The 15,867-nt window shown below is 76.0% G+C and carries 10 protein-coding genes; 6 read left to right on the forward strand and 4 right to left on the reverse strand.

Features of this window, described 5'->3' with window-relative positions; translation table 11 throughout:
• Positions 1-24: 24 nt before the first annotated feature.
• Positions 25-363, reverse strand: a complete 339-nt coding sequence (locus IHE55_RS27740; protein ID WP_197991541.1) for a trypco2 family protein — start codon at positions 361-363, stop codon at positions 25-27.
• A gap of 420 nt (positions 364-783) precedes the next feature.
• On the opposite strand from IHE55_RS27740, the gene IHE55_RS27745 reads away from it, so the two are divergent.
• Positions 784-1,146 carry a hypothetical protein gene (locus IHE55_RS27745; protein ID WP_197991542.1) on the forward strand — a complete coding sequence of 121 codons (363 nt, stop codon included), beginning with the start codon at positions 784-786 and terminating at the stop codon, positions 1,144-1,146.
• A 289-nt stretch (positions 1,147-1,435) separates the two neighbouring features.
• Positions 1,436-2,173 (forward strand): class I SAM-dependent methyltransferase, encoded by a 738-nt coding sequence (locus IHE55_RS27750; RefSeq protein ID WP_232265716.1) that lies wholly within the window; start codon positions 1,436-1,438, stop codon positions 2,171-2,173.
• A 527-nt stretch (positions 2,174-2,700) separates the two neighbouring features.
• On the opposite strand, the gene IHE55_RS27755 is transcribed toward IHE55_RS27750, so the two are convergent.
• The gene (locus IHE55_RS27755) at positions 2,701-4,038 is read right to left on the reverse strand and encodes a vanadium-dependent haloperoxidase (protein WP_197991544.1); all 1,338 of its coding nucleotides are present in this window, start codon (positions 4,036-4,038) and stop codon (positions 2,701-2,703) included.
• 652 nt (positions 4,039-4,690) lie between these two features.
• On the opposite strand from IHE55_RS27755, the gene IHE55_RS27760 reads away from it, so the two are divergent.
• Both IHE55_RS27760 and gap read left to right on the forward strand, forming a co-directional pair.
• Positions 4,691-5,647 (forward strand): GlxA family transcriptional regulator, encoded by a 957-nt coding sequence (locus tag IHE55_RS27760; protein ID WP_197991545.1) that lies wholly within the window; start codon positions 4,691-4,693, stop codon positions 5,645-5,647.
• Between the two features lie 100 nt (positions 5,648-5,747).
• Positions 5,748-6,746, forward strand: coding sequence for a type I glyceraldehyde-3-phosphate dehydrogenase (gene gap, locus IHE55_RS27765; protein WP_197991546.1), 999 nt, complete (start codon positions 5,748-5,750; stop codon positions 6,744-6,746).
• Positions 6,747-6,975: 229 nt separating this feature from the next.
• Here gap and IHE55_RS27770 read toward each other — a convergent pair whose 3' ends face one another.
• Positions 6,976-8,229: a cytochrome P450 family protein gene (locus tag IHE55_RS27770; RefSeq protein ID WP_197991547.1), complete on the reverse strand. Its 1,254-nt coding sequence runs from the start codon at positions 8,227-8,229 to the stop codon at positions 6,976-6,978.
• A gap of 1,350 nt (positions 8,230-9,579) precedes the next feature.
• On the opposite strand from IHE55_RS27770, the gene IHE55_RS27775 reads away from it, so the two are divergent.
• Together IHE55_RS27775 and IHE55_RS27780 are read left to right on the forward strand one after the other, a co-directional pair.
• On the forward strand, positions 9,580-12,717 hold the full coding sequence (locus IHE55_RS27775) for an AfsR/SARP family transcriptional regulator (protein WP_232266928.1): 3,138 nt from the start codon (positions 9,580-9,582) through the stop codon (positions 12,715-12,717).
• Between the two features lie 247 nt (positions 12,718-12,964).
• Positions 12,965-14,131: a serine hydrolase domain-containing protein gene (locus tag IHE55_RS27780; protein ID WP_197991549.1), complete on the forward strand. Its 1,167-nt coding sequence runs from the start codon at positions 12,965-12,967 to the stop codon at positions 14,129-14,131.
• Between the two features lie 45 nt (positions 14,132-14,176).
• On the opposite strand, the gene IHE55_RS27785 is transcribed toward IHE55_RS27780, so the two are convergent.
• Positions 14,177-15,307, reverse strand: a complete 1,131-nt coding sequence (locus IHE55_RS27785; RefSeq protein WP_197991550.1) for a methyltransferase family protein — start codon at positions 15,305-15,307, stop codon at positions 14,177-14,179.
• Positions 15,308-15,867 lie beyond the last annotated feature (560 nt).

Raw genomic sequence — 15,867 nt, forward strand, 5'->3', positions numbered from 1 at the left:
TGTGCCGGCCGGCTCCGCCGGACGCTACTCCCAGTCGCCGACCGGGACCGGACCGCCGCCCGGCAGCCGCGGGGTGAGCTGCACCGTGACCGTGTGCGTGGTGGTGTCGGAGCTCTCCGTCCGCCCGCCCAGACCGGCCACCGCGAACCGCAGCCCGCCGTCCGCGCCCCGGGTACGGGTCAGCTCCATGCCCAGTTCCAGCGTGATGTCCCCCAGTACGAAGTGGACGCCCCGGTCACCGGCACCCGTGCCGTCCGGATCGGCAATCCTGGCCTGGGCCTCGACGATCTGCTCGCGCAGCAGCGCGATCGCGTCGGCCAGGTCCAGCCACTCCTCGCCCCGGCCGTCCCCCGCACGTCCCACCGCGGCCCCTCCTCGTCCCCGGTCCCGCCGTGTGCGCCACGGCCCCCGGCCCATGGTGTCACACGAACTACCCGGCGTAACAGGGCAGTTCGGTCCCTTGGGGTCCTGCGGCGCCCCGCCGTGTCCGGCCGGGCGGGCACGGAGCGGGCACGACCGCGCCGAGCGGGCGCCGGTGACCCGCGGCACGCCGGGCCGGCCGGACGGCCCGGTACGGCACACCTGGCCGGTCCCACCGCCGCCGGCCCCCGACCGCCCGGGTGCCGGGGTGACGGCCGGGACCCCGGCCGCACCGGGACGTCCGGGGGCCCGGTCGCCGCGCCGGGATCGGCACTGCGCCCGCGCCGGGACGGCGAACGGATTGAGTACCGTCTGAGTACCCACGCTCAGGCCCCCGCCCCTCCGGCCGAAGAAGCTGTGATCATGACGAAGAATCCCGGCGGCGGGGGCGGATCGGTGGTCGCCGGCCGGGCCGGAGGCATCCCGGAGCACCGGCTGAAGTCGATGGCGGTGAGCGCGGCGCACTCCAACGCCGAGTTCTTCTGCCCGGACGGACGTGCGACGCTCCGCGAATCGCGGGCGACGACGGTCACCGGCCGGCCCGCCCACACCGTGGCCCTGAAGGTGTCCCACCGCGACTGCGGCACCCTCCACCTCCGGCTGACGCTGGCGTCGGTGGACGACGACCGCTCGGCCTTCCTCATCGGCCTCGCCACGTGGGCCGAGCGGGACGTCGCCGGCCGGGAGATGGTGGACGCGGTGCTGGCGGACGCCTCCCTGCTGTAGGTGGGAAGGTCCGGAGGCCTCCTCCCGGCCACGCGGGCGGTCCCGCGCGCCGCCACGGCCGGACCCGGTGCGACCGGGGCGTGCACGACGAAGGGCGCCGGGGCCGGGGCAGACCTGCGGCGGGTCCGGCTCCGGCGGCCCCCGGGGCTCGGCGCCCCCGGCTGCGACGCCTTGGCCCGGCGGCCCCGCGGCTCCGGCGCCCGCCCCGGCAGTTCCTCGGGGCCCGGTGAACCGCCGCCCCGCATCCGCCCGCCCGTCGACCGGCCCGCCACCTGGCAGGATGCCGGTCATGACGACAGCCGACAAGCAGGAGAAGTCCCGTCAGGCGGGCTCTTTCGGGGCAGCGGCGGACGCCTACGAACGCGGCCGCCCGCCCTACCCGCCGGAGGCGGTGGACTGGCTGGTGCCCGGCCACGCGCGGACCGTGGTCGATCTCGGCGCGGGGACCGGCAAGCTGACCCGCGCCCTGCGGGCACCGGGCCGGGAGGTCATCGCGGTCGAGCCGTCGGCCGGGATGCGCGAGAAGTTCGCCCAGGTGCTGCCGGACGTACGGGTGGTGGAAGGGACCGCCGAGTCGGTGCCCCTCGCCGACGACGGCGCGGACACCCTGGTCTGCGCCCAGGCCTGGCACTGGGTGGACCCCGAGCGTGCGGTCCCGGAGGCGGCCCGGGTGCTGCGCCCGGGCGGGCGGCTGAGCCTGGTGTGGAACTCCCGCGACACCTCCGCGCCCTGGGTCGCGAAGCTGGACCGCATCCTGCGCGACTGCGCCGCGGCCCCGACGAGGGACCGGCAGGTGGACCGCGTGGGCGCGCCGTTCGGCCCCGTCGAGCGGCGGGACTTCCGTTGGAGCCACCCGATGACGACCGACGAGATCATGGACATGGTCGCCTCCCGCAGCTACGTGATCACTCTGCGGCCCGCAGCGCGGGAGGAACTGCTGGCGCGGGTCCGCGCACTCCTGGACGCGGAGCGCCCGGCGGCGATGCCGTACCTGACGGAGTGTTACCGGACGCAGCTCGGGGCCTGATCTGCGGGGGCCGGCGGCATCTCGTCCCCCTACCCGACGAGGCGCGGCCCACCTGGGACGGCGCCCGTCAGGGATGGCTGTCCGCCGGGGGCGGCGGTGTCGGCGGAGGTGGCTGCCCCCGGGCGGCTGCCCTGTCGTACATGCGACGCTATCGGTCGCCGTGCGGCATGTGCCGGAATTCCTGGAAGCGGTGAAAACCGGCGAGGCCCGGCGGTGAAGTCGCAGGTCGCGAACTGTGCTCCCCGCGCACGCGGGGATGGTCCCGGACCGGCGACCCTCACCTTCGCCGCGCGCCGGTGCTCCCCGCGCACGCGGGGATGGTCCGGGACCGCCGGCGGTCGGAGCGCGGTGTTCTCGCCCCGGAGCTCGACCGGTGCGGCATAGGCCGACCGGTGTCACGGGAAAGGGCGGTGCCGGCCGGGGCGGTGGTCCGGGGGCAACCGGAAACGGGCGGCACCGCCAGGGCCGGGCCGGCCGTGACGGTGCCTCCTTCGGGGCGGGGCCTGCTGCGGGTTACCGGTTACCGGTTACCGGAGCAGGTCGTCGAAGTGGGCGAGGGTGTACGCCCCCACGCGGCTGCCGAGTCCGACCCCGGCGACATCCGCGGACCGGGTGTGGATGCCCGACCAGATCCGGGCGTCGACGTTCTCCTGGGTCAGCTGGCGCCACGAGGTGTAGGTGCGGGTGACGCCCGGCGCGGTGCCGCTGGTCATCTCGAACGGCCCGGTGCGGGCGCCGACCAGGGTGGTCAGCACCTCTTCCGCGGCACCGGCGTAGGTGGTGTGACCGCTGGGGTAGTCGGGGTGCTGCGGGGTGGTGTGCAGCGGGGTCCAGTCGCGGTCGGGGACGGTGGCGGGGTCGCCGTCGATGTCGGCGGAGCGGATCGCGGTGACCGGCCGCCACCGCAGGTGGGCGTACTTGCTGTCGGAAGTGGCGATTTGGGTGTCCACCTGGGCGACGTGGAACAGCGCCACCAGCTCGGCCCGGTCGGCCAACGGCTCCCGCGCCGACCGGGCCAGCGCGACCCGGAGCGGTTCGTTGTACAGGGGCATCGAGGACCCCAGCCAGAAGTTGGCCGTCTCGGTCTGCTCCGGGGTGCGCCGTGAACTGTTGGCCTCGCCGACGGCGCGTACCTCGGCCAGATCGGCGCGGTACCGGGCCGAGCCGAGGGCGGGCGGCGGGCCCAGCCGGAACTGGTCGGGCCGGTCGAGCAGGAACGGCCGTGCGTGGCGGGTGCCGGCCTGGATCGCCGGTCCGAGGTCGGGCGGGGTCAGCTGCCACACCCCGGGGCCCGGCGCGGGCGGGGTGAACGGAACCTCGACCGAGGCGGGGTCCAGCCCGTCCCCCTCGCGGGAGGCCAGCACGGTACGGGCCTGCCGGACGCCGGCCGCGAGCCCCCGGTCCTCCGCCGCGCCGTCCGGGATGCGGTCCAGCGTCCGCCGCAGCGCCGCGTCCAGTTCGGCGGTGCGCGCGGGGACCAGGGTGACCAGCGACTTGTGCACGGCGCCGGCGAGCGCCGCCTCCTGGAAGGCGCCGCGGTCCACGCCGGCCGGGGTGCGCTCCACGGCCCGGGTCGCGGCGAGCCAACTGATCGCCCAGGTGCGGCTGTCGGCGACCTGCGTCGGCGTACCGGCCGCCGCGATGGTCGCGACCGTGGTGTCGTACCACTCGACCGCGGTGTCGGCGCGTGCCTGACCGGCGACCGGCGCGGGGCCGGCGGGCCGCGCCGCGGCGGTGGTGGCCATCGCGGTCAGGGCGGTCAGGGCCGCCCCCAGGGCCAGGGCGGCCCGGCGGCCCGGACGCGCCCCCGTCCCGCCGGCCGGGGCGGAGGGAGGGAAGCGGTGTTGGAGCTGGGAACGGCGCATGACGACTCCTTGCCGAAGTGATGGGAGAAAACAGCGGAAACAGGCATGAAGCGATGGCTCGTGATGGCGTGTCACTGCCCGCCCTCACACCGACGACTATACCCCCTGGGGGTACCTGACGTCAGGAGGTCGGGGAGATGGTGGGGCAGGTGTCCGGTCGGGAGGAGCCGGTGCCGGCCGCGGCGGGCCGGCACCGATCGCGGCGGCCGGGGCCCGCCCGCCCCAGGCCTCGGGCGCCGGCCGGTCCGGATCGCGCGACGAGCGGAAGCAGCGGCCGCCCGCCACGGGCGCCGCGTCCCGGCCGCGCCGCTTCCGAGGGCCGGCCGAGGTTTCCCGGCCCGCCGGGCGCGGCGCCGGACCGCTCATGGGGCCTGCCTCGGGCATCCGCTGCCGAGCCCATGGCGGTATGAGCGGCCCGGGCCCGTCCGGGGAGCCCGCGCCGTTGCCCGTCCCGGAGTCGGTGCCGGTGAGCCCGTCCCGGTGAGCCACAGCCCCGGGGAGCCCGATCCGGGAGCCCGCCCCGGTGACCCCGCGCCGAGGGGCCCGTCCCGGCGGCACCCCGCCCCGGCGGCGTCGCCCTAACACGTGCGCCGCGCCGCCGGGCGGCCGGGGGCCGAGGGGCGGGCCGTACCCCGTCCGTACCCTGGTGACCGTGCCACCCTCCCGCCTGAACCGTGTCGCCGTCCTCGTGCTCGAAGGCGCCAAGCCCCTCGACGTCGGCATCCCCGCCCAGGTGTTCACCACCCGCGCGAGCATGCCGTACGAGGTGCGGGTCTGCGGCGCGGCGCCCGGCCTGGTGACCGGCGCCGACGGGCTGTCCTACCACGTCGCCCACGGCCTGGACGCGCTGCGCTGGGCCGACATCGTCTTCATCCCCGGCTACCGGTTCCCCGACCGCGAGGACCCGCCGCCGGCCGTCGTGGAGGAGCTGCTGGCCGCCCACCACCGGGGCGCGCGGCTCGCCGCCATCTCCACCGGCGCCTTCGCGCTCGCCGCCACGGGACTGCTCGACGGCAGGCGCGCCACGACCCACTGGCACTACGCCCGGGCGCTCATGGAGAAGCACCCGCTGATCCGGGTGGACGAGAACGTGCTCTTCGTCGACGAGGGCAGCGTGCTGACGTCGGCCGGTGCCGCCTCCGGCATCGACCTGTGCCTGCACATCCTCCGCCGCGACCTGGGGGTGGCCGCCTCCAACCACGCGGCCAGGCGCCTGGTGGCCGCCCCCTACCGCAGCGGCGGCCAGGCGCAGTACGTGCCCCGCAGCGTGCCCGAGCCGCTCGGCGAGCGGTTCGCCGCCACCCGCGAGTGGGCGCTGCACCGGCTCGGGGAACCCCTCACCCTCAAGGTGCTCGCCCGCCACGCGGCGGTCTCTCCCCGCACGTTCTCGCGGCGCTTCGTCGAGGACACGGGATACACGCCGATGCAGTGGGTGATGCGCGCCCGCATCGACGCGGCCCGCGAACTGCTGGAGCGTTCGGAACGGAGCGTCGAGCAGATCGCCGCCGATGTCGGCCTGGGCACCGGCGCCAACCTGCGGACGCACTTCCAGCGCATCCTCGGCACCACCCCCAGCGAGTACCGGCGCACCTTCACCCGTGGCGAGTAGCCGGCGACCTGGCACGATCCTTTCGGACCGTGGCGCTGACGACGCGGTCACCGGGCGGCACCGTGGGCGAGGCTGGTGCCGAACCGAAGGGACACCGCCCATGACTCGTATCGCCATCAACGGATTCGGACGCATCGGCCGCAATGTGCTGCGCGCGCTGCTGGAACGCGACAGCGACCTTGAGGTCGTCGCGGTCAACGACCTCACCGAGCCCGCCGTCCTCGCACGGCTGCTCGCCTACGACACCACGGCCGGCCGGCTGGGCCGCCCGGTGACCGTGGACGGGGACGCGCTCGTCGTGGACGGCCGCCGCATCAAGGTGCTCGCCGAGCGCGAGCCGGCGCAGCTGCCGTGGGCCGAACTCGGCGTGGACATCGTCCTGGAGGCGACCGGCCGTTTCACGGCGGCCGGGGACGCCCGTGCGCACCTGGCCGCGGGTGCGCGGAAGGTGCTGGTCAGCGCCCCGTCGAACGGTGCCGACGTCACCCTCGCGTTCGGCGTCAACACCGACACGTACGACCCGGCCGCGCACACGATCGTCTCGAACGCCTCGTGCACGACGAACGCCCTCGCGCCGCTGGCCGCGGTGCTGGACGAGCTCGCCGGCATCGAGCACGGCTTCATGACCACGGTGCACGCCTACACCCAGGAGCAGAACCTCCAGGACGGCCCGCACCGCGACGCCCGCCGGGCCCGCTCCGCCGCGGTCAACATCGTGCCGACCACGACGGGCGCGGCCAAGGCGATCGGCCTGGTGCTGCCGAACCTCGACGGCAAGCTGTCGGGTGACTCGATCCGGGTGCCGGTTCCGGTGGGCTCCATCGTGGAGCTGAACACGACCGTCAGCCGCGACGTCACGCGTGACGAGGTGCTGGCGGCGTACCGGGCCGCGGCCGAGGGGCCGCTCGCCGGCATCCTGGAGTACTCGGAGGACCCGCTGGTGTCGTCCGACATCACCGGGAACCCGGCCTCGTCGATCTTCGACTCGGCCCTCACCCGCGTCGACGGCCGCCACATCAAGGTCGTCGCCTGGTACGACAACGAGTGGGGCTTCTCCAACCGCGTCATCGACACGCTGGAACTCCTCGCCGCCGGCTGACCGGACGGCCGGAACACGGCCGACGCCGAACGGCCCGGGCAGGGGGCACCGCCCCCGCGCCCGGGCCGTTCGCCGTCGCCACCGCGCCCGGGGGTCGGGTCCCGGGTGACGGTGCGGTCCCGGGACGACCTTCGGCTGACGTCGCGGCGCGATCCCGGGCCGTGGCCGGGCCGGCTCCGGATGCGCGCCGCCGGCGGAGCGGGCCGGCCCCCGGGTCCGCGCCCGGCGGTCAGCCGGCCGTGCGGCCCAGCCGTACCGGCACGCGCTGATGGCCGTTGGAGATGAAGCTGGCCAGGGGCTGCAGCGGGGTGTCGGCCAGCCGCAGGCCGGGGAACCGGGCGAAGAGAGCGGGCAGGGCGATACGCGCCTCGATGCGCGCGAGTTCCGCCCCCAGGCACAGGTGCGGGCCGTGGCCGAAGGAGAGATGGCTGTGGTCGTCGCGGGTGACGTCGAACCGGTCGGCGCCGGGGCCGTGGACGTGCGGGTCGCGCCCGGCTGCGGCGAAGTTGATGACGATGGCGTCGCCCTGGGCGAAGCGGATCCCGGTGGGCTCGTCGGTGAGGTCGTGAACGGCGAAGCGGAGCAGGATCGAGGCGACGGGGGCCTGGTGGCGCAGGGCCTCCTCGACGACCTTCTCCCAGCCGACCTCGCCGGACAGGGCGAGGGCCAGCTGGTCGGGGTTACGGAGCAGCTCCACGACGGCGTTGTCGAGCAGGTTGACCGTCGTCTCGTGCCCGGCACCGATGAGGAGCATGAGGCTGTCCCGGAGCTCGCCCGTGGTCAGCCGGCCGTCGGCGTCCTCGGCGGCCGCGATGAGTGCCGAGGTGACGTCGTCCCCGGGGTGGTCCTTCTTGTGGGCGATCAGCTCGTCGATGAGCTCGTACACCGCGACCGGGGCCGCGGCGGCCTCCTCGGGCGCGAGATCGGTGGCGAACAGGAGGCCGATGGCGTCGCGGAAGCCGTCGTGGAGGTGCTCGGGGACACCGAGGACCGCGTTGACGACGAGCAGCGGCAGGCGCCAGGCGAACCGGGCGCGCAGGTCCACCGTCTCCTCGGGGCCGGCGGTCCCGAGGTCGTCCAGGAGGGCGTCGGTGATGGCCTGGACATGGGGTACCAGGGCCCGGACCCGGCGGGTGGTGAACGCGGTGGCCAGCGGCCGGCGCAGCCGGCGGTGCTCATCGCCGTAGGCGGACAGCGCGTTGCGGACGTCCACCCAGATCCGCAGTGGCCAGTCGGCCGGGAGCCGTCCCTCGATGAAGGCCGGCCAGTGCCGGTGGGCGTCCTTGGAGATGCCCGGATGGGTCAGCAGCCGCCGTATGAGGTTCGGGTCGGTGACGGACCAGGCGGGGATGTCACCGGGCAGCAGCACCCGGGCGGCGGGCCCCTGGGCGCGCAGCGCGGCGGCTTCGCCGTGGACGTCGGATCCGGTGCCGTCGAGACGGTGCGGGCAGCCGGCGGGCAGGGTGGTGGTCGTGGTGGTCATGTGTCACCTTCCGGGGGTCGGATCGGCGGGACGGGTACGCAGAGGCGGCCGGGCCGGTGAGGAAGCCGGCCGCTGAGGAATGCGCCGCAGAGGCGCCGGGGTGGGGTGAGAAGGCGCGAAGAGGCGGCCGGGGGGCGGCGAGAAAGGCGCCGGGGGACGTGGCGCCCGGCACCCCGGGGCGGGGGGAGACGGAGGGCGGACGGCCGCTCCGGCAGGGGCTCGACCGCGGCGGTGGTGAGCGTCCGGGCCGGGACCGGTCAGGGGCGGAGGCGGGCTGCGGCGGGGGACGGCCCGACGACCCCTGCTCCCGACGCGCTCCTCGGGCGACGGTGCCGGGGTCCGGGCCGGGGCCGGGGAACGGGATGAGGTGGAGCCCGCGGACTCCGGCGGGGACGCGGCGGGTTCCGCCCGGGCGGCGGGTGCCGGTAAGCACCGGCGCGCCCACGGCACCGGACGCCGGCTCGCGGGGGACGCGGCGGAAGCGTAACTCCCGCGGAGTGCCGAAGAGATGGAGCACCAGGTCCTCGCTCGGATGAAGCCGGCCCACGTCCGTGGCCGCAATGGTGGTGACCCTACCCACCTGCTCGGAGTGGTCAACCCCGCTGCCGGCGCCCGCCGTCACTGCCCCGCCGCCGGCCGGCGGCGGGGCAGTGACGGCAGATCGGGGCCCGGTGGGGCCGTCCCGTTCCCCCGGTGGCCGGTGGCGGGTGGCCGGCGGCCGGTGGCCGGTGGCGGGTGGCCGGTGGCGGGTGGCCGTTGGGCGCACCGCTCACCTCGCCAACCGCGGGCAGCCGCCCGGCGCCACGCGCACGGTCGCGGAGCCGGCATCCGGTGCCCCGGGCAGACGCGGAAGACCGCACCCGGCATCCGGCACGGCCACGAGGACCCGCACCCGATGCACCCGCGCGACCGCGAACGGCGCACCCCCCGGCGCGGGGCCGCCGACGGCGCCCTCCCCGCGGCACTGCGGCCGGGCACCGCACTGCGGCACTGCGGCCGGGCAACCGCACCGCGGCACCGCGGCCGGGACGCGGCGCGACGGTGTGCCGGCGCCGCGGGCTCCACGGGCCGGCCCGCCGTCCGCGCACCGCACCGCCGTCCACCGCGTACCGCGCCCGCCGCGCACCGCACCGCGCCCACCGCACCGCATCCGCCGCGCACGCACCCGCCGTCCGCGCACCACGCCCGCCGTCCGTGCGCCGCACCCGCCGGCAGCCCGGTGCTCCCGAGCGGCGGGAGGTACGCAGGCGGCGGGAGCACCGGGCGTGGCGACCGTGCCGGGTCTCCAACGGCGAGGGATGGGCGCGGCGTTCACGGGCGCGGAGGGGAGGCGATACTGGCCGGGTGGGGATGCGCATAGCGGTGCTCGGGCCGGTCCAGGCCTTCGCCGAGGACGGGACGCGGGTCGCCGCCGGGGGGCCGCGGGCGCGGATGCTGCTGGGCCGGATGGCGCTGGCGGCCGGCCGGGTCGTGTCATCCGCCGCGCTCATCGACGGCCTGTGGGGCGCGCAGCCTCCCGCCAACGCGCTCAACTCGCTGCACGCGCTGGTGTACCGGCTCCGCCGGGCGCTGCCGGCCGGCGGCCTGCTGGAGTCGGAAGGAGCGGGCTACCGGCTGGCGGTGCCCGAGGATCACGTGGACGCCGTGCGCTTCGAGGCGCTGGCGGCCCGGGGCCGGCGACAGCTCGCCGCGGGGACGGCACAGGAGGCGGCCGCCCTGCTCGACGAGGCGCTCGCGCTGTGGCGGGGGCCCGCGCTGGCCGACATCCGGCAGGCGCCGTTCGCCGGGCCCGCGGCGACCCGGCTGGAGGAGCTGCGGACCGCGGCGTTCGAGGACCGCTGCGAGGCGCTGCTGCGCACCGGCGACCACTCCAGGGCCCTGGCCGATCTGGAGGCGGCCTCGGCGGACCATCCGCTGCGGGAACGGGCGGCCGCGCTGCGGATCAGAGCCCTGCACGCGGCGGGCCGGCAGGCCGACGCGCTGGCCGTGTTCGAGGAGGTGCGCCGCCGGCTCGCCGACGAGCTGGGTGTCGATCCGTCCGCCGAGCTCCGGGAGGCGCACCTCGCCGTGCTGCGCGGCGGGCAGAGGCCGCCGACCGTACGCCCGGGTCCGGCCCCCGGGCGCCTGCCGGCGCGGCTGACCTCGTTCATCGGCCGGGACGGCGAGATGGCCGCGCTCGACCGGATGCTGGGGTCGGCCCGGCTGGTCACGGTCGTCGGCCCCGGCGGGGTGGGCAAGACCCGGCTGGCCGTGGAGGCGGCGTCCAGGCACCGCACCCACCGGGAGGGCCGGCTGTGGCTCGTGCCGCTGGCCGCGGCACACCGCCCCGAGGACGTGCCGGACGCGGTGCTGGGCAGACTCGGCGCCCCGCACGCGGCCCCGCCGCCCGCCGACGGCCGCACCGACCCGCTGGAGCGGGTGGCCGATCTGCTGGGGGCGGGCGAGGCGCTGCTCGTGCTGGACAACTGTGAGCACGTCGTCGAGGCGGTGGCCGAGTTCACCCGGCGCCTGCTCGAACGACGCCCGCGCCTGACCGTGCTGGCCACCGCCCGGGAACCGCTCCAGATCATCGGCGAGGTGCTCTGCCGCATCGGCCCGCTCGCCCTCCCCCGCCCGGGCGCGGACCGCGCGGAGACCGCGGCGTCGCCCGCCGTGCGGCTGTTCCTCGGCCGGGCGCGGGCCGCACGGCCCGGCTTCACCCCCGACGCATCCGCCATGGCGGCGGTCGGCGAGGTCGTGCGGAGGCTGGACGGTCTGCCGCTCGCCCTGGAACTGGCCGCGGCCCGGCTCGGCTCGATGGGCGCCGAGCAGATCGCACGGCGGCTGGACGACCGGTTCCGGCTGCTGTCCACGGGGAACCGGTCGGCACAGCCGCGCCAGCGGACCCTGCACGCGGTGATCGAGTGGAGCTGGGAGCTGCTGACCGGGCCGGAGCGGACCCTGGCCCGGCGGATGGCCGTCTTCCCCGCCCCGGCCGGGGCCGAGTCCGTCGAGGCCGTCTGCGCGGACGCGTCGCTGCCCGCCGAGGACGTCCTCCCCGTGCTCGGTTCGCTGGTGGACAAGTCCCTCGTGGAGCGTGCCGGGGACGGCTACCGGATGCTGGAGACCATCCGGGCCTTCGCGGCGGAGCGACTGCTCCGTGCGGGGGAGCGGGAAGCGGTCCGCGACCGCCTCGTCCGGCACTTCGCCGGTCTGGCGCGGGAGCACGAGCCGCGCTTGCGCTCCGCCCGGCAGCAGGAGTCGTTCGCACTCTTCGAAGCCGAGTACGACAACCTGGTGTGCGCGCTCCGGGCGGCCGTCGAGGGACGGGACGCGGACGCCGTGGCCGGGCTCCTGGGACCGCTGTCCTGGTACTGGACCACGTCGCGCCACGACCCGCGGGCCGACGCCCTGGTGGCCGCGGCGTGCGAACTGGGCGAGCTGCTGCCCCCGGACACCCGGGCCGCCTTCGCCGCGCTCCACCTGCCCGCCGCCGGACCGGACCTCGACGCCGGCCGGGTGCGTGCCGTGATCGAGGACTGCGCGCGCACCGGGGCGCTGGAACGCTCCCCGGCCCTGCTGCTGACGACGCTCCCGGCGGGGTGGCTCGCCGGCCTGGACGACCTGGTCGAACGCCTGATACGCCAGGTGCGCGGGCGCCCGGACCGGTGGGCCGTCGCCTGCACGTTCCTGGTGGAGGCCTTCATGCGCCACGACCGGGGCGACTGGGAGGGCTTCGGGAGCGCGGCGGCCGCGGCCCTGCGCGGCTTCGAGGCCGCGGGCGACCGGGTGTGCACCGCGATGGCGCTCGGGGGCGTGGCGCGGTACCACTCCGTCCGGGGCGACCACCACGCGGCGGTCGCCGCCCACCGGCGCGGGCTCGCGCTCTGCCCGGACCAGCCCGGCATGCGTCTCGGGCTCGCCGCCGAGCGCCTGCGCGGAGGGGATCCGGCGGGTGCGTGGCGCGACCTCGACCGGGCCGAGCGGGAGGCCCGGGACCGCGGCGACGACCTGCTGAGCATGGGGGCGCTGGTCTGCCGGGCCGACTGGCACCGCCGCGCCGGGGAGCCGGAGCGGGCCGACCGGCTGCTGGGCGTGATGGAGGCACTCGGCCGCGACACCGCCTGGCCCGACGAGGCGGTGGCGCACCTCGCCGCCCCGGCCCGGGTGGCGAACCGCCTGGCGGCGGGGGACGCCGCGGGAGCACGCCGGCTGCTGCCCCGGGCGGTACGGGCCGCCTTCGCCCACCGGAACGTCGCTCCGGCCGCCCAGCACCTGGCCGGGGTGCTCGCGGCGGAGGGGGACCCGGCCGGCGCCGCCACCGCGCTCGGCATGAGCCGGGCCGTCCGCGGCGCCTTCGACCGCGGCGACCCGGAGCTGCGGGAACTCGCCGCCCACCTCGCGCGGCGGCTCGGCCCGGAGGAGTACGCCACGGCGTACGGCCTCGGCGCCGCCATGCCGCGGCAGGCGGCGCTGGACCGGCTGCGGACGGCGGCAGACGGGCTCTGACGACGCCTCCGCCGTCGGCCCCCTGACGACGGCCTCCGACGACAGGCCCTGTCGACAGGCCCTGACGACGGCCTCTTACGGACTGACGAGACCTGATGACGGCCACGGCCGACGGCCCGGCCCGCCGCGTCAGCGCGCGGTCAGAGCGCCGTCATCACCGGTCGGCACCGTGGTGCGCGTACCGAGCAGCGGGCGGAGGGCCGGTCCCGGCGTGGGACCCGGCCGCGCCCGCCGGAAGGGGAACGACATGACGAACTCCGTGAGCACCGGGCGCGAGAGGGTCCAGGAGATGCTCGAACGGGCCGTGGCGGAGATGGGCGTACCCGGCATCGTCGCCGAGGTCCACGACGACGACGGAAGGTGGTTCGGCTCCGCGGGGGTGGCCGACATCGCCACCGGCCGACCCCGCCAGGAGGGCGAATACCTGCACGTGGGCAGCGCCGGCAAGGCGTTCACGGCGGCCGCGCTGCTGCGGCTGGAGGCGGACGGGAGGCTGAGCATCGACGACCCGGTGGAGAAGTGGCTGCCCGGCGCGCTGAACGTCAACGGCTACGACGGCAACAGGATCACCATCAGGCATCTGCTCGGCAACACCGGCGGTCTGTTCCCCACCGGGCTCGCGCCGGAGCTGGCGCGCCGCTACGCCACCCGCTCCGCCTTCGACACCCACCGCCTCGCCGCCTGGACCACGGACGAACTGCTGGAGCTGGCCGTCTCCCAGCCCCCGGTGCACGAGCCGGGCACCGCCTTCACCTACTCCAACGGCGGTTACCACCTGGCCGGCCTGATCATCGAGGAGGTCACCGGCAGCAGCTACGAGGAGGAGGTCGAGCGCACCGTCATCGAGCCCCTCGGCCTGCGGAACACCTATGTGCGCCCCGCCGAGGACACCGGATACCCGGAGCCGCACCCCCGGGCGTACACGGGGCTGTTCCTGAAGGAGGGGGCCGACCCCACCGACGTCACCTCGGAGAACTGGCCGTCGATGCTGGAGGACCCCGGACTGCCGCTGCTGGACACCACCGAGTTCAACACCTCGTGGGTCTGGGCGGCCGGCAACGTGGTGTCCACCACCGCCGAGATCACCCGGGCGTTCCAGGCGCTCACCACCGGTGGCCTGCTGCCGCCGGCCCAGCACCGCGCGATGTGGACCATGGTCCCCACCGAGGGCGGGAACTGGCTGCCCCACTCGGCGTACGGCCTCGGCGTCTTCGGGCTGGACGAGGCGGTGACCGGCGGGCTGCCGCTGCGCGGCATGGCCGGCAGCGTGCACGGGTCCCACCTGTTCGTCGTCGGCACCGCCGACGGTGAGCAGACGATCACCGTGCACACCAACATCGAGTGCACGTCCTGGGACATCATCTTCAGGGCCGTGGAGGCGCGGTTCGGCCTGCCGCCCGTCGAAGGGGTGTGAGCGGCGGGGGCCGGCCCGGGCGCCGCCCTGGCCGGCCCCCTCGCCTCAGGCCGCCGCGGGGCCGGCGGCGCGGCGGGCCAGCAGCACCCGGTGCATGGGCGTGTTCACCAGCCGGAATCGGCGCAACCGCGCCGAGGCGAGCCACCGGTCGTACTCCTGGACGGTGAAGGCGTCACCGCCGCCGGTGGCGAGCATCGAGACGGCGAACAGCCGGGAGAACCTGTTCTGCGGGGAGTCGGGCTCGGCGTCGTCGACGATGTGGTCGGCGATCGCGATCACCCCGTCCGCCGCGAGACTCCCCGCGGCCTTGGCGAGCAGGGCACAGGCCAGCTCGGGCGTCTGCAGGTGGAAGATGTTGACGAACAGCACGAGGTCGTAGCCACTGCCCCAGTCGTCGTTCCAGAAATCGCCGGTCCGCCCGCGGAACCGGGAGGGGGCGAGACCGAGCCGGGCGGCCTGCCGCTCGGCGATGGGAATGATGCGTTCCGCGTCCAGGCCGTGCGCGGTGAGTTCCGGGAACTCCCGCAGCAGCAGATGGCTGTAGATGCCCGTTCCGCACCCGACGTCGAGAAGTGTGGGCGCGGTCCGGGCGGCCCATCCGGACTCGCGCAGCGCACCGGCGAGGCGGTGGACGATCGGGGGCGCCCAGAAGTTGATGCCGCGGACCAGGGCGGTGTAGTCGTCCTCGGAGATCTGGTTGGGGCGGGGCGGTGCGCCGTCGCTCCGGGTATCGGTCCGCGCCCGGTCCGCGAGACGGCGCCACGCGTCCCACGCGATGCCCCGGTCGTGGCTGATCTTCCCGGCGAGGCTGTAGAGGCCGTCGGATGAGAAGGCCTGGTGGAGTTCGGCGGGGAGCAGGTAGACCGGGTGGGGGTCGCCGGACTCCGCGCGCCGGACGATGCCGTACGCCTGGAGGCCGTCGAGCAGCACGCGCACGGCGCGCGGGTCCGCCCCGACGGCATCGGCGACATCGGTGGCGGAGGCGGGACCTCGGCGCAGCGCGGTGAAGATGCCCAGGTCGTGGCACGCCTCGATCAGACCCGGCGCCCACAGGCCGATGAGGTGCTCGTAGAGGTGGTGGTGGGCGCGGCTCTCGGCGTCGTCGAGGTCGGCAAGGGCGGCGGTGTCGACGAGCGGGGCCGAGGTGGCGAAGAGGCCGGTTGGGACCGGTCGCATGGTCTTCTCTCCTTGGCGGGTCGATGGATGTGCGCACGGCGGCGCCGGAGAACAGGGGCTGCCGGACCGCTCGGCATCCGGATGGCCGCGGCAGGCGGCCCGCGGGCGTCACCGGACCCCGGCCGTGCGGCGTCACGTCCGGCAGGCCGGTGCCCGGGCCCGGTGGCCGGTCACCTTCTCGGTGCCGGCTTCCCCGTCGCGTCGAAAGGACGATCCCGAGCGTTTCTCCGGAAGGAGGCGGTGGTCGTGGATATCGTCGAGAAGGCGGTTTCCGAGAACTATGCCGCCCGTCTCGCGCGACTCACTCGCGGCGGGCCCCGGCCACGGCTGAACACCGGCTGAGAAGCGCTCGGTGTACCCGTAGACGCTTCCCTCCAGGAGGGGGCGGAATTCTCCTGGAGTTCGGCAGGAAATGATGCAGAAAGGTATCACCGCCGCCTCCGGTCCCGGCGTGGATCGAGTGCAGATCAGGTAATCCGGAGGGAAATGGACCGGCCGGTGGTGCGGGCCTGGTCATGCGGTGGACCAGGAAAGGCACTGATGATCAAAGGCCGCTCGAA

It is taken from the genome of Streptomyces pactum (assembly GCF_016031615.1).
Lineage (GTDB): Bacteria > Actinomycetota > Actinomycetes > Streptomycetales > Streptomycetaceae > Streptomyces > Streptomyces pactus.

Bases quoted from the DNA above. Each gene is read 5' to 3' on its own strand.
- IHE55_RS27745 (WP_197991542.1), top strand. From the start codon at position 784: ATGACGAAGAATCCCGGCGGCGGGGGCGGATCGGTGGTCGCCGGCCGG.
- gap (WP_197991546.1), top strand. From the start codon at position 5,748: ATGACTCGTATCGCCATCAACGGATTCGGACGCATCGGCCGCAATGTG.
- IHE55_RS27750 (WP_232265716.1), top strand. From the start codon at position 1,436: ATGACGACAGCCGACAAGCAGGAGAAGTCCCGTCAGGCGGGCTCTTTC.
- IHE55_RS27785 (WP_197991550.1), bottom strand. From the start codon at position 15,307: ATGCGACCGGTCCCAACCGGCCTCTTCGCCACCTCGGCCCCGCTCGTC.
- IHE55_RS27770 (WP_197991547.1), bottom strand. From the start codon at position 8,229: ATGACCACCACGACCACCACCCTGCCCGCCGGCTGCCCGCACCGTCTC.
- IHE55_RS27755 (WP_197991544.1), bottom strand. From the start codon at position 4,038: ATGCGCCGTTCCCAGCTCCAACACCGCTTCCCTCCCTCCGCCCCGGCC.
- IHE55_RS27775 (WP_232266928.1), top strand. From the start codon at position 9,580: ATGCGCATAGCGGTGCTCGGGCCGGTCCAGGCCTTCGCCGAGGACGGG.
- IHE55_RS27780 (WP_197991549.1), top strand. From the start codon at position 12,965: ATGACGAACTCCGTGAGCACCGGGCGCGAGAGGGTCCAGGAGATGCTC.